Origin of the sequence: Streptomyces rhizoryzae (assembly GCF_023155275.1) — a bacterium.
GTDB classification, from domain to species: domain Bacteria; phylum Actinomycetota; class Actinomycetes; order Streptomycetales; family Streptomycetaceae; genus Streptomyces; species Streptomyces rhizoryzae.
The window spans coordinates 50,013-62,657 of the sequence record NZ_JALMUV010000021.1 but is presented as its reverse complement, the minus strand read 5'-3'; the positions used below and the strand labels follow the sequence as shown (position 1 = coordinate 62,657).

Sequence of the window (12,645 nt, the reverse complement as noted above, 5' to 3'; positions counted from 1 at the left end):
CCCCCGCGATGACGACGACCTCCGCGCCGACCACCGCCATCACCCACATCGCCCAGCTCGTCACCAACGACCCCTCCCTCGGTGAAGGCCCCCTCGGTCTGATCCAGGACGCCGCGGTCGTCATCGACGGCGACCGCATCGCCTGGGTCGGTCCCTCCAGCAAAGCACCCGCCACTGACAACGCCGTCGACGCGGCCGGCCGCGCGGGCCTGCCCGGCTTCGTCGACTCCCACTCCCACCTGGTCTTCGCCGGCGACCGTACCGAGGAGTTCAACGCCCGGATGTCCGGCCGCCCGTACTCCGCGGGCGGCATCCGCACCACCGTCGCCGCCACCCGCGCCGCCGCCGACGAGGCCCTGCACGCCAACGTCGCCCGCTACCTCGCCGAGGGCCTCCGCCAGGGCACCACCACCCAGGAGGTCAAGTCCGGCTACGGCCTGACCGTCGAGGACGAGGCCCGCGCGGTGCGGATCGCCGCCGCGCACACCGACGAGGTCACCTTCCTCGGCGCGCACATCGTGTCCCCGGACTACGCCGACGACCCGGCCGGCTACGTCGAGCTGGTCACCGGCCCGATGCTGGACGCCTGCGCGCCGCACGCCCGCTGGGTGGACGTCTTCTGCGAGCGCGGCGCCTTCGACGGCGACCAGGCGCGCGCCGTCCTGACCGCCGGCATGGCCAAGGGGCTGCTGCCCCGGGTGCACGCCAACCAGCTCGGCCCCGGCCCCGGCGTCCAGCTCGCCGTCGAACTGGGCGCCGCCTCCGCCGACCACTGCACCCACCTCAGCTACGCCGACATCGACGCGCTGGCCCAGTCGGACACCGTCGCCACGCTGCTCCCGGGCGCGGAGTTCTCCACCCGCGCCACGTGGCCCGACGCCCGCCCGCTGCTCGACGCCGGCGCCACCGTGGCGCTCTCCACGGACTGCAACCCCGGCTCGTCCTTCACCAGTTCCATGCCGTTCTGCATCGCGCTGGCCGTCCGCGACATGGGGATGACGCCCGACGAGGCGGTGTGGTCGGCGACCGCGGGCGGCGCCCGGGCGCTGCGCCGCGACGACGTCGGCCGGATCACCCCCGGCGCCCGCGCCGACCTGCTGCTGCTGGACGCCCCCTCGCACGTCCACCTCGCCTACCGGCCGGGCGTGCCGCTGGTGACGGACGTCTGGCACAACGGGGTCCGCCGGTAGGCCCGGCCGGACCGCGCGCGCCGCGGACGCACCGAGGGCCCGTCCCGGACACTGCCGGGGCGGGCCCTCGTATGCGCGGGCGCCTGCCGGCCGCTCAGGGCCGGCCGCGACCGCGGGTCACTCCTCGACCATCAGGCCCTTGCGGAGCCGGGTCAGGGTGCGGGAGAGCAGCCGGGAGACGTGCATCTGGGAGATGCCCAGCTCCTCGCCGATCTCGGACTGGGTCATGTTGGCGACGAACCGCAGGGAGAGGATCTTCCGGTCCCGCTGCGGGAGTTCGGCGATCAGCGGCTTGAGCGACTCGACGTACTCGATGCCTTCGAGGCCGTGGTCCTCGTAGCCGATCCGGTCGGCCAGCGCGCCCTCGCTGTCGTCCTCCTCCGGCTGGGCGTCCAGCGAGCTCGCCGTGTAGGCGTTGCTCGCGGCCATGCCCTCGACGACCTCGTCCTTGGTGAGGCCGAGGCGTTCGGCCAGCTCGCCGACGGTGGGCGCGCGGTCGAGCTGCTGGGCCAGCTCGTCACCGGCCTTGGCCAGGTCCAGGCGGAGTTCCTGGAGCCGCCGCGGGACCCGCACCGACCAGCTGGTGTCGCGGAAGAAGCGCTTGATCTCGCCGACGATGGTCGGCATCGCGAAGGTCGGGAACTCGACACCGCGGCCGAGCTCGAACCGGTCGATCGCCTTGATGAGCCCGATGGTGCCGACCTGGACGATGTCCTCCATGGGCTCGCTGCGGGAGCGGAACCGGGAGGCCGCGAACTTCACCAGCGCGAGGTTCAGTTCGACCAGGGTGTTGCGGACGTAGGCGAATTCGTGGGTGCCTTCTTCCAGCGATTCCAGGCGCTCGAAGAGGGTTTTCGACAGCGCCCTGGCATCTACCGGACCCACTTCCGCAAAGGGTGGGATTTCGGGCAGGCCGTCGATATCGGGCACGCTCGGGGACTCCGCGTCCGGGGCGTGCGACGGGGAAGGGATAAGCCCGGTGGAAGCGGGCAGGGGTGTCGACGAGGCGGTGCTGCGGTGGTCGTCCGTGCGCAATTCGTCGAGCCGGGGTGACATGTGTCTCCTCCATCGTTCTCGGCATATGGCTGCCGAAGCCTCTGCGTGAAGCTGCGGTGTGCGGCGCCTCCAAAGCCGGCCGTGTCGAATGTGTCCTTCTACGCCTACCTGTCTTCGGCGCAAGAAGGCAAGTGCCTGTTGTCCGAATTACTCGGCTATGCCCTTTCTTCGGCTACCGGTGGGCGCCAGGAAGGCGTAGGGTTCGACACGCGCAGTCGTAAGCAATGTCGTCACCAAAACAGTCGTCTAGGCAGCAAGAGGGGTGCGCTCGCATGGACCGCGGGACGGTCGGCAGTGCAAGCCGGGGCCGGCTTCACGTCGAGATCCGCCAGCACGGCACCAGCGCGGTCGTGACCGTCGCCGGTGAGCTGGACCACCACACCGCGGATCTGTTGCGGGAATCGCTGGAGGGCTGCGTGGATGACGGTTACGCACGTCTCGTGGTGGACTGCTCACGCCTTGAGTTCATGGACTCCACCGGCCTGAACGTCCTGCTGGGTGCCCGCCTGAAGGCGGAGGCCGCGGGGGGCGGCGTCCACCTGGCCGGGATGCAGCCGGTGGTGGCCAGGGTGTTCGAGATCACCGGTGCGGAGGCCGTTTTCACCGTGCACGACACGCTCGACGCGGCCCTGGCGGACTGAGCCGCACGGCCGTCCGGAAGGATGCATTCCGGGCGGGTAGCGGGTATCACAGCTCCCGTACCAACAAGTGGGTGTTCTCATGGTCCGCTCGGGCAGGAGACACCTGGATCCGTTGAATCAATCAGTTAACTGTTGTCCGTGAACAGGCGAATCGGTGAGGTGAAGCGCTGATGAGCACCACCCGGCCGTACCCGCCGGGCGATCTCGGCCCGGAGCCGGGCGGCGCCGGGGCTTCCGCCGCCGTACCGGCAGGTCAGATCCGCCGGCTGCGCCTGGCGGGCACCCGGGGCACCGTGGCCAGGGCCCGGGACTTCGCCCGCGAGGCGCTCCAGGACTGGGGCTGGCTGCCGGCCGCCTCCGGTGACCAGCGGGCCGCGGCCGAGGACGTGCTGCTCGTCGTCTCCGAGCTGGTCACCAATGCCTGCCTGCACGCCGAGGGCCCCGAGGAGCTCCGGCTGCGCTGCGTGGCCAAGGTGCTCCGCCTGGAGGTCAGCGACCGCGGCGCGGGCTCCCCGGCGCCGCGCAGCCCGCACCGCCCCGGACGCCCCGGCGGCCACGGCATGTTCATCGTGCAGCGGCTCTGCCTGGACTGGGGCGTGGTCCGCAACGCCGACGGCGCCGGCAAGACCGTGTGGGCGGAACTGGCCGCGCCGTCCTGAAGGGGCGGCGGGCGGAACGGTGTCGCGAGCGCGGGCCCACGGGTCCGCGCTCGGCCATATCCGGGGCCCTCCCGTATCGGGGCTGTGCGGTGCCTTCCCTCGGCAACCTCCCGGGCGTACCTTGGCCGCCCAATCTGATGTGCCGTCAGTAACCAGCGGCGGCGCGCCGACCGGGAGAGGGGAAGTCGAGGTGGCCCGCTTCCACATCCAGCACGGCAGGCGGCCGCGGCGCACGGCCGGACTGGCCGCGGCCGCGGCGACGGCGGCCGGTACCGCGGTGCTGTTCGCCGCGCCCGCCGCACACGCCGAGGTCGTCGACGTCAACTACCAGTGCAGGACGCCGATCGGCAACAAGGGGGCGGTCTCGCCCATCGACATCAAGGGGACGCCCAGCGGCAGCTCCTACAAGCTGGTGATGTCCTTCCAGAAGGGCGTCTCCTCCAGCCCCGTCGAACTGGGCAAGGGCGCGATGAGCCCCAGCGCGGTCATCCAGCTGGGCGGCGCGGAGAGCGGCACGGTGGCGGTCACCGGCCCGCCCAACGACCAGGCGATACCCGCCAACACCCCGATCAAGATCAGTGACTTGAGCGGCACGTACACCCCGAAGGCGAGCGGCAAGGTCACCTTCACCGCCTCCACGCTCACCATCAAGGCGCTGGGCACCACCACCACCTGCACCCCGAGCAACCACCCGGGGCCGTCGCTGACCCTGGACGTCAAGGGGAGCGGCGGCAGCGGCAGCACCGGCGGGAGCGGCGGGAGCGGCGGTGGGGGCTCCGCGGCGGGCGGCGCGTCCGGCGGCGGGCAGCTGCCGCAGACCGGACCGGCGGACTCCGCCCTCGCGCTGGGCACCCTGGGCGGCACGGTCCTGCTGACCGGCGCGGCCGGCGTGCTCTGGCTGACCCGTCGTCACCAGCGGGCCTGACACGCACCGGGAGGAGCCGCCGATGCCGTTCCGTCCCCGTACCGCGGCCGCCGGCGCGGTCCTCGCGGCCGCCACCGCCCTCCTGGGCCCGGCGGCGGCCGCGGCCCGCCCGGCCGCCCCCGCACCGGCCTGGTCCGCCGCCCCGGACGGCACCGCCCGGACCGCGTTCTACCTGGAGGGCACCCCCGGCACCGTCCTCACCGACCGGCTGGCGGTCCGCAACCCGACGGCCCGGCCGGTCACCGTACGGCCGGCCGGCGAGGGCGCTACGGGGGCGTGGCTCGCCTTCGGCACGGCGGAGGTGACCGTTCCGCCGCGGACCCGGGCCGGCGTCCCGTTCACCGTGACGGTGCCGCGGGACGCCGCCCCCGGCAGCCGCACCGGCACCCTCACCGTCACCGGCGGCGGGTCCGGCGCGCGCGCCCGGATCCCGGTGCGGGTGCGGGTGACCGGAGCCGCGCTGTCCGCGCTGACCGTCGAGCACCTGGCGGTGCGCCGGCAGGGCGGCGCCGCGGTGATCCGCTACACCCTGGTCAACCGCGGGACCACCGCACTCCGGCCGCGGCTCGCGGTCCGTGCCGACGGCCTCTTCGGGCCGCTGCCGCTCCGGACGGCCCGTGCCCTGCCGGCCGTCCTGCCGCCCGGCGGCCGCGCCGACCGCACCGAGACCTGGCCCGATCCGCCCGTCCTGGACGCGGTGGACGTCACCCTCACCGCCACCGCCCCCGGCGGCGCCCGCGACACCGCCACCACCCGCTACACCGCCGTCCCCTGGGCCCCCGCGGCCACCCTCCTCACCCTGATCGCGGCCGGCTGCGCCTGGACCGCTGCCCGACGCCGCCGCCGTACGGACGGCGGGGGGTCTTTGCGGGGTGCGGGGCGTGTGGGGCGCGGTGGACGTATGGGTGGGGCCGGGCGCGCGGGGCGTGGCGGACGTACGGGCGGGGCGGGTGGCGCGCCGGGTGGGGGAGGCGGCGCAGGCCCCGCGCCCGGCGCGGGCCCGGACCTCGCGAGAGGACCGGCGGCGGGCGCCACGGTGGCCGCCGGGCCGGGGCCAGGGCCGCGGCCGGGGAGCGAAGCGCAGACGGGACCGAGGACGGGATCAGGGGTGCGCGGGTGAACGGCGGGAGCGGTGGGGACGAGGGGAGGGGCGGCCACGGCCGTCACGAGGGGGACGGCGGGGGCGGCAGGGTGCGGCGCAGCACCGCGGCGGCCTCGTCCGGCCGGAGGACCGAGGGAGGCGGCAGGACTGGCCGCACCGGCCACACCGGTCGCACCGGTCGCGCTGGCCACACCGGTCGCACTGGCCGCACCAGGCGTAACGGAGGGACTGGCCGGACCGGCCGGGCGAACAGCAGCGGCCGGGGCGGGGTGGGCGGCGGGGGGACGCGGTCGCGGTACGGCTTGCGGCGGGGGTGGCGGGGCGCGTCCGCGGCGGCCCTCCTGGCGCTGCTCGGGCTGCTGTCCCTGCCCGTCCTGCCCGCCGCGGTGGCCCGCGCCGTGCCCGCCGCCGGCCCGCCGTCCGCCTCGGTCTCACAGAAGGAGGCCGGCGTCGGCGGCACTGTGACCGTCACCGGCCGCGGCTGGCGTCCGCACGCCCTGCTCACGCTGCTCATCTGCGGGCAGAACATGATCGGCGGCACCAACACCTGCGCCAACGGCGACGGCCGGACCGTCACCACCGACGACCGCGGCGCCTTCCGCCGCGCCCTCCCGGTCGCCGAACCGCCCACACCGTGCCCCTGCGTGGTGCACGTGGCGGCGGTGACCGGTGCGGCGGCCGCCGCGGACGCCCCGTTCCAGGTCGCCGGGCACCCGGTGGCGCCGCTGCCCCGGGACACCGGTGGCGGCCGGCTGGCCGTGCTGGACCGGCCCCGGCTGACCGGCAGCAGCGGCCTGCTGACCTGGTTCGGCGCCCCGCCGCAGCGCGAACTGGCCGTCACGGTCGGCAATCTCGGCTCCGCACCCGCCAAGGATCCGGTCTTCCGGGTCGGCACCTCGCACGGCGTCTACCCGCCGAAGTGGGAGGACCAGCAGTGGCGCGGCACCGTTCCCGCCGGGCGGCGGGCCGAGGTCCGGCTCCCGGTGGAGCTGGCGGCCGGGGCGCACGGCGGCTACCTGGTCTCGCTCACGTACGGCGGCCGGCTGCTGGTCGAGCAGCCGTGGCAGGTCGGCCGGCCGTGGGGCGTGACGCTCTTCTGGGTGCTGCTGTGCCTGGTCGTCCCGGCGGCGGTGTTCCGGATCGGCATGGCGGTCGTCGACCGGGTCCGCCCGCACCGCCCGGACCCCGCGGGGACCGCGCCCGCCGCGCGCCCCCGCAGCGCCACCGGCCCGCGCCTCCGGCGCCCCGCACGACGCCGTACCGGCGACCCCGGCAACGGCACGGGGCTCCCCGCCGGCCCCGGTACCGGTACCGGGGCCGGGCACGCCACCCCCGCCAGCCGTGACACGAACCGCACCACCAGCCACCGGACCGGCCGCGACACCGGCCACCAGAACGGCCACGACACCGGTCGCGGCGCCCCGGGGAGACCGCCCGAGGGCACCGCCGCGCTGCCGTGGTTCACCCCGGACACCGCACCGTCCACCACAGCAACCACACGACCCCCGTCGAAAGGTTCCGCGTGATGACGTTGATGAGGCCGACCAGGCCGGCGAGGCCGACCGGGCGGCGCAGCAGAACGGGCGTGGCCGCGGCGGCCGCGCTGGCCCTCGCCGGGGCGGGTGTGGTCACCGCCGCCGGCACCGCCCAGGCGGCCGCGGTGGCGTACCGGACCGAGTGCCAGCCGCCGCCGATCTCGGGGCTGCCGCCCGTCGAGGGCACCACCAAGGTGGAGGTGACCGCGCCCGCCACCGCCAAGGTCGGCGACGCGGTCCAGGTGGTCGTCACGACCGTCCAGGCGGCCTCCCCGAACCCCGACATCCTCGACCTGGCCAAGGACACCGTCCGGCCGACCGGCACGCTCACGATCGGCGGGGCGCAGAGCGGGAACCTGACCGTGCAGGGCCCGCGGCAGAACCCGCCGATACCGAAGAACAGCCCGATGAAGCTGTCCGCCATGACGGGCACGCTGAAGCTCACCGCCCCCGGGGACGTCACCGTGACCCCCGGGGCGTACACCATCAACGTCAACAAGCCGATCTCCACGGACACCAAGTGCACGCCCAAGGAGACGGTGCCGCCCGCGGTCACCATCAAGGTGACGGACGGCGGCGGGACGACCACCGGCGGCACCGGCTCCACCGGCGGCACCGGCTCCACGGGCGGCACGGGCTCCACCGGGGGCACCGGCTCCTCCGGCGGCTCGTCCGGGACGACCGGCGGGACGACCACCGGCGGCACGTCCGGCACGGCCGGCACGTCCGGCTCCTCCGGTGCGGTGGGCGGCTCGTCCACCGGCGGCTCCGGCGGCGACCCCGACGGCACCGCCTACAAGGGCCAGGAGGTGCAGGTCCCGTACGCCTGCAAGACGCCCATCGGGGACAAGAAGGCCACCTCGCCGGTCCAGATCAACGGGGTGAAGAAGGGCGGCGGCTACGACCTGACGGTGCACTTCGCCAAGTCCGTCATGGACAGCCCCGCCGACATCCCCAAGGGGTCGGTCACCCCGTCGATGGACGTGAAGGTGGGCGGCGCCGACAAGGGCGCGGTCAAGGTCGTGGGCCCGGCCAACGACCAGCCCATCAAGGCCGGCCAGCCGATCACGATCCCCGACCTCAAGGGCACCTACAAGCCCGGCGCCACCGGCCGGGCCACGCTCACCCCGGGGGTGCTCACCGTCAACGCGCTCGGTACGACCACCACCTGCACCCCCGAGAAGGACCCCGGCGCCTCGCTCACCCTGGACACCGCGGCCCAGCCCGGCGGCACCACCGGCGGTACGTCCTCGGGCGGTGGCACCTCGGGCAGTTCGGGCACCTCCGGGACGACCGGCAGCGGCACGTCCGGCGCCTCCGGGGCGACCGGCGGCAGCGGCGGCGGGCTGGCCGCGACCGGCGCGGCCGACCACGGCGCGCTGACCGCCCTCGGGGTGCTCGCCGGCACCCTGGTGCTGCTCGGCACCGCGGCCTTCACCTTCACCCCGCGCCGGCTGCGCCGCTGACCCCGGCCCCGGCACCGCACCCGGGAAAGCCGACGGGGCCCGGCGCGCCGCAGCGCGCCGGGCCCCGTCCGCCGGGCCGGAGGCTAGTGCACGTCGCCCATGAGCGGGCTGATCTTCTTGCGGTAGAGGAAGACCGCGACACCGGCCAGGGCGGCGAGGGCCGCCTCGGTGACCAGCACCCCCACCCCGCTGAGGTCCGCGCCGGCGATGGACACCAGCGAGATGACGCTGTCGCCCGCGGTGACCGCGAGGAACCAGACACCCATCATCTGGCTGGCGTACTTCTGCGGCGCCAGCTTGGTGGTCACCGACAGGCCGACCGGGGACAGGCACAGCTCGCCCATCGTCTGGAGGCCGTAGACGGTGATCAGCCACATCGGGCTGACCTTGCTGCCGTCGGAGGACATCGCGATCGGCACCAGGAAGAAGAAGTACGAGGCGCCGATCAGCACCATCGCCATGGCGAACTTCACCGGCGTGCTGGGCTCGCGGTTGCGGCGGGCCAGCGCCAGCCACATCGAGGCGAAGACCGGGGCCAGGGCCAGCACCCACACCGGGTTGACCGACTGCATCCACGACGAGGGGAAGCTCAGGCCGAGGACCGACTCCGCGGTGTTCTTCTCGGCGAAGACGCTCAGCGTCGAACCGGCCTGGTCGAAGATCATCCAGAAGAGCGCGGCGGCGACGAAGAACCACAGGTAGCCGCTGACCTTGGCCTGCTCGGCCGAGGTCAGGTCCTTGTCCCGCTTGATGCGCAGCAGCACGAAGCACGGGACGCAGATGCCGATGATCGCCAGCGGGACCAGCGCCCAGTTGAGCGTGAAGTGGCCGGTGCCCGCCACGATGCCGTAGAAGACCGCGGCGACGGCGGCCCAGATCAGGCCCTTGCGCAGCCAGCCGTTGCGCTCCGCGGCCGGCAGCGGGGTCGGGACCTGGCTGCTCTTGGGGTTCAGGTGCCGGGTGCCGATCAGGAACTGGATCAAGCCCAGCGCCATGCCGAGGGCGGCGGTGGCGAAGCCCAGGTGCCAGTTCACGCCCTGGCCGATGCCGCCGACGATGATCGGGGCGGCCATCGAGCCGAGGTTGATGCTCATGTAGAAGACGGTGAAACCGCCGTCCCGGCGCGGGTCCTGCGGGCCGTCGTAGAGGTGGCCCACCATCGTGGAGATGTTGGACTTCAGCAGGCCGGAGCCGCACGCCACCATCGCCAGGCCGATGAAGAAGGTCTGGCCGGGGACCGCCAGGACGATGTGGCCGGCGATGACCACGCACGAACCGACGATGACCGTCTTGCGGGGGCCCCAGACCCGGTCGCCGAACCAGCCGCCGGGCATGGCGAGCAGGTACACCAGCGCCATGTAGACCGCGTAGATCGCCGTGGCGGACGCCGCCGTCATGGCCAGTCCGCCGCCCTGGGAGCCGATCTTGGCGTCCGGACCACCGGAGATCAGGTACAGGACGAGCAGGGCGCGCATGCCGTAGAAGCTGAAGCGCTCCCACATCTCGGTCATGAAGAGAGTGGCCAGGCCGCGGGGGTGGCCGAAGAAGGTTTTGCCGCCGTTGACAGGGGTTCCCTGCTGGGCCGCGTCCTTCGTCAGGCTGGACGCCATGGTGGTTCCTTGCTTCTCGGGACGCGTCCGAGGGACTCGGTAAGCGCCCGGGTGGGGGATGACCGGCACCGGCGCCGCCCTGCCCGCCCTCACGTCCGGGAGGTTCGGTCCCCCCACAGGGAGGCCGACGGGAGGCCGAACACCGGGATCCACGCCCCCGTGCCGCGACGGCGCGGCCGGCGGACCCGGTCGACAGGTCTTTCACTGTGCAAGGGACCGGGTGTGCCGGCCCCGCACACAACAAGGGCCATGACGGCGGTTCCGCGCCATGGGTCCCAGTGGTTGTGCGTTGGACGTTCCGGCCACCATACGTCCGCTCGGCGCGCCGTTGGGAGTGGTGAGAGAACGCTCACACTCACGTGCGGAACCACTCGGTCCGGTCCGTGCGACCACGTCCGCACCCGCGCGCCCGCGTCCCGGGCGCGCGAGCGGGGCGCGCGAAGCGGCCCGCTGTCGCCCATCCGTGCTGGTCCGCCCCTCGCTGTCGGTACATCGGACTACCATCGGCGCATGACCCGTGTACTGCTCGCCGAGGATGACGCGTCCATCTCGGAGCCGCTCGCCCGCGCCCTGCGCCGCGAGGGTTACGACGTCGAGGTGCGTGAGGACGGCCCGACGGCGCTCGATGCCGGTCTCCAGGGCAATATCGACCTCGTGGTGCTGGATCTGGGCCTGCCCGGGATGGACGGACTGGAGGTCTGCCGCCGGCTGCGCAACGAAGGCCACTCCTTCCCCATCCTGGTGCTGACCGCCCGCGCCGACGAGGTGGACACCGTCGTGGGCCTGGACGCCGGCGCCGACGACTACGTCACCAAGCCGTTCCGCCTCGCCGAGCTGCTCGCCCGGGTCCGGGCCCTGCTGCGCCGCGGCTCCACCGCCGAGCCCCAGCAGCCGCCCGCCACGCACGGCGTCCGGATCGACGTCGAGTCGCACCGCGCCTGGATGGGCGACGAGGAACTCCAGCTCACCGCGAAGGAGTTCGACCTGCTGCGGGTCCTGGTGCGGGACGCCGGCCGGGTCGTCACCCGCGACCAGCTGATGCGCGAGGTCTGGGACACCACCTGGTGGTCGTCCACCAAGACGCTGGACATGCACATCTCGTGGCTGCGCAAGAAGCTCGGGGACGACGCCGCCAACCCGCGCTACATCGCCACCGTCCGCGGCGTCGGCTTCCGCTTCGAAAAGAGCTAGGGGCCCGTGCGCCGCCGCCTGATCAACTCCACGCTCGCCGTGGTGCTCGTCGTCATCGCCGTCTTCGGCGTCTCCCTGGTGATCGTCGAGACCCGCACGATCCAGGCCGGGGCGCAGGAGAGCGTGGCGTCCGAGGCGGTCCGGCTGGTCGGGATAGTGGAGAGCAGGCTGGGCAGCGGCGAGAAGATCACCCCGGACATCCTCTCCGAGCAGATCACCGCCCACCGCTACGCCGTGATCAAGGTCCCCGGCAAGCCCCGGATCGAGATCGGCAAGCGGCCGGCCGGCGACGTGATCGAGTCCCGGGTGCAGGGGGACCGCGGCGAGTCGGTCACCGTCCAGGAGTCCCGCTCCACGGTCAGCGCCGAGATCGGCCGCACCCTGCTGGTGATCCTGGCCGTCGCCCTGCTGGCCATCCTGGCGGCCGTGGTGCTCGCCGTCCGGCAGGCCCGCCGCCTCACCGCCCCGCTCACCGACCTCGCCGAGACCGCCGAACGGCTCGGCTCCGGCGACCCCCGGCCCCGCCACCGCCGCTACGGCGTCCAGGAGCTGGACCGGGTCGCCGACGTCCTCGACGCCAGCGCCGAGCGGATCGCGCGGATGCTCACCGCCGAGCGCCGGCTCGCCGCCGACGCCTCCCACCAGCTGCGCACCCCGCTGACCGCGCTGTCCATGCGCCTGGAGGAGATCACCCTCACCGACGACCCGGACACCGTCAAGGAGGAGGCCACCATCGCGCTGGCCCAGGTGGAGCGGCTGACGGACGTGGTGCAGCGGCTGCTCACCAACTCCCGGGACCCGCGCACCGGCTCCGCGGTCGCCTTCGACCTCGACGAGGTCGTCAAGCAGCAGATCGAGGAGTGGCGGCCGGCCTACCGCAGCGCCGGGCGGGCCATCGTCCGCTCCGGCAAGAAGGGGCTGCGCGCCGTCGGTACGCCCGGCGCGGTCGCCCAGGTCCTGGCCACCCTGATCGAGAACTCCCTGATGCACGGTGCCGGCACGGTCGCGCTGCGCACCCGCGTCACCGGCAACCAAGCCGTCGTGGAGGTCACCGACGCCGGCCCCGGCGTCCCGCCGGACCTCGGCTCCCGGGTCTTCGAGCGGACCGTCTCCGGCCGCAACTCCACCGGCCTCGGCCTCGCCGTCGCCCGGGACCTCGCCGAGGCGGACGGCGGCCGCCTGGAGCTGCTCCAGCAGCACCCGCCGGTCTTCGCGCTGTTCCTGGCGCGGGAGGGCGAGCCCACCGAGGAGTGAGCCGCGGCCCGTCGCG

The 12,645-nt window shown here is 74.0% G+C and carries 11 protein-coding genes; 9 read left to right on the top strand and 2 right to left on the bottom strand.

Annotated elements, in window-relative coordinates; genetic code table 11:
* The first annotated feature begins 8 nt into the window (after window positions 1–8).
* The gene (gene hutI / locus MUU72_RS18390) at window positions 9–1,190 is read left to right on the top strand and encodes an imidazolonepropionase (RefSeq protein ID WP_248014391.1); all 1,182 of its coding nucleotides are present in this window, start codon (window positions 9–11) and stop codon (window positions 1,188–1,190) included.
* A gap of 117 nt (window positions 1,191–1,307) precedes the next feature.
* On the opposite strand, the gene MUU72_RS18385 is transcribed toward hutI, so the two are convergent.
* A complete protein-coding gene (locus MUU72_RS18385; RefSeq protein ID WP_248014390.1) occupies window positions 1,308–2,246 on the bottom strand; it encodes an RNA polymerase sigma factor SigF in 939 nt (312 codons plus the stop codon).
* A 272-nt stretch (window positions 2,247–2,518) separates the two neighbouring features.
* Between MUU72_RS18385 and MUU72_RS18380 the strand changes: the two genes are divergently transcribed.
* The 6 genes from MUU72_RS18380 (at window position 2,519) to MUU72_RS18355 (ending at window position 8,574) form a co-directional block, all read left to right on the top strand.
* Complete coding sequence (locus MUU72_RS18380; protein WP_248014389.1) at window positions 2,519–2,887, top strand: STAS domain-containing protein; 369 nt, start codon at window positions 2,519–2,521, stop codon at window positions 2,885–2,887.
* Between the two features lie 170 nt (window positions 2,888–3,057).
* On the top strand, window positions 3,058–3,546 hold the full coding sequence (locus MUU72_RS18375; protein WP_248014388.1) for an ATP-binding protein: 489 nt from the start codon (window positions 3,058–3,060) through the stop codon (window positions 3,544–3,546).
* 190 nt (window positions 3,547–3,736) lie between these two features.
* Window positions 3,737–4,471, top strand: a complete 735-nt coding sequence (locus MUU72_RS18370; RefSeq protein WP_248014387.1) for an LPXTG cell wall anchor domain-containing protein — start codon at window positions 3,737–3,739, stop codon at window positions 4,469–4,471.
* 22 nt (window positions 4,472–4,493) lie between these two features.
* Window positions 4,494–5,591, top strand: coding sequence for a COG1470 family protein (locus MUU72_RS18365; protein ID WP_248014440.1), 1,098 nt, complete (start codon window positions 4,494–4,496; stop codon window positions 5,589–5,591).
* A 284-nt stretch (window positions 5,592–5,875) separates the two neighbouring features.
* Window positions 5,876–7,099 carry a hypothetical protein gene (locus MUU72_RS18360; protein ID WP_248014386.1) on the top strand — a complete coding sequence of 408 codons (1,224 nt, stop codon included), beginning with the start codon at window positions 5,876–5,878 and terminating at the stop codon, window positions 7,097–7,099.
* Complete coding sequence (locus MUU72_RS18355) at window positions 7,099–8,574, top strand: hypothetical protein (protein WP_248014385.1); 1,476 nt, start codon at window positions 7,099–7,101, stop codon at window positions 8,572–8,574. The genes MUU72_RS18360 and MUU72_RS18355 overlap by 1 nt, the downstream gene beginning before the upstream one ends.
* A gap of 83 nt (window positions 8,575–8,657) precedes the next feature.
* On the opposite strand, the gene MUU72_RS18350 is transcribed toward MUU72_RS18355, so the two are convergent.
* Complete coding sequence (locus tag MUU72_RS18350) at window positions 8,658–10,184, bottom strand: peptide MFS transporter (RefSeq protein WP_248014384.1); 1,527 nt, start codon at window positions 10,182–10,184, stop codon at window positions 8,658–8,660.
* Between the two features lie 510 nt (window positions 10,185–10,694).
* Here MUU72_RS18350 and MUU72_RS18345 point away from each other — a divergent pair.
* A complete protein-coding gene (locus MUU72_RS18345) occupies window positions 10,695–11,375 on the top strand; it encodes a response regulator transcription factor (protein ID WP_016575659.1) in 681 nt (226 codons plus the stop codon).
* Between the two features lie 6 nt (window positions 11,376–11,381).
* On the top strand, window positions 11,382–12,629 hold the full coding sequence (locus MUU72_RS18340) for a sensor histidine kinase (RefSeq protein WP_248014383.1): 1,248 nt from the start codon (window positions 11,382–11,384) through the stop codon (window positions 12,627–12,629).
* The last annotated feature ends 16 nt before the right edge of the window (window positions 12,630–12,645 follow it).

What these genes read in the sequence shown, in the direction of transcription:
- MUU72_RS18375 (WP_248014388.1), top strand. Translation starts at nt 3,058, where the DNA reads ATGAGCACCACCCGGCCGTACCCGCCGGGCGATCTCGGCCCGGAGCCG.
- MUU72_RS18355 (WP_248014385.1), top strand. Translation starts at nt 7,099, where the DNA reads ATGACGTTGATGAGGCCGACCAGGCCGGCGAGGCCGACCGGGCGGCGC.
- MUU72_RS18385 (WP_248014390.1), bottom strand. Translation starts at nt 2,246, where the DNA reads ATGTCACCCCGGCTCGACGAATTGCGCACGGACGACCACCGCAGCACC.
- MUU72_RS18365 (WP_248014440.1), top strand. Translation starts at nt 4,494, where the DNA reads ATGCCGTTCCGTCCCCGTACCGCGGCCGCCGGCGCGGTCCTCGCGGCC.
- hutI (WP_248014391.1), top strand. Translation starts at nt 9, where the DNA reads ATGACGACGACCTCCGCGCCGACCACCGCCATCACCCACATCGCCCAG.
- MUU72_RS18350 (WP_248014384.1), bottom strand. Translation starts at nt 10,184, where the DNA reads ATGGCGTCCAGCCTGACGAAGGACGCGGCCCAGCAGGGAACCCCTGTC.
- MUU72_RS18380 (WP_248014389.1), top strand. Translation starts at nt 2,519, where the DNA reads ATGGACCGCGGGACGGTCGGCAGTGCAAGCCGGGGCCGGCTTCACGTC.
- MUU72_RS18345 (WP_016575659.1), top strand. Translation starts at nt 10,695, where the DNA reads ATGACCCGTGTACTGCTCGCCGAGGATGACGCGTCCATCTCGGAGCCG.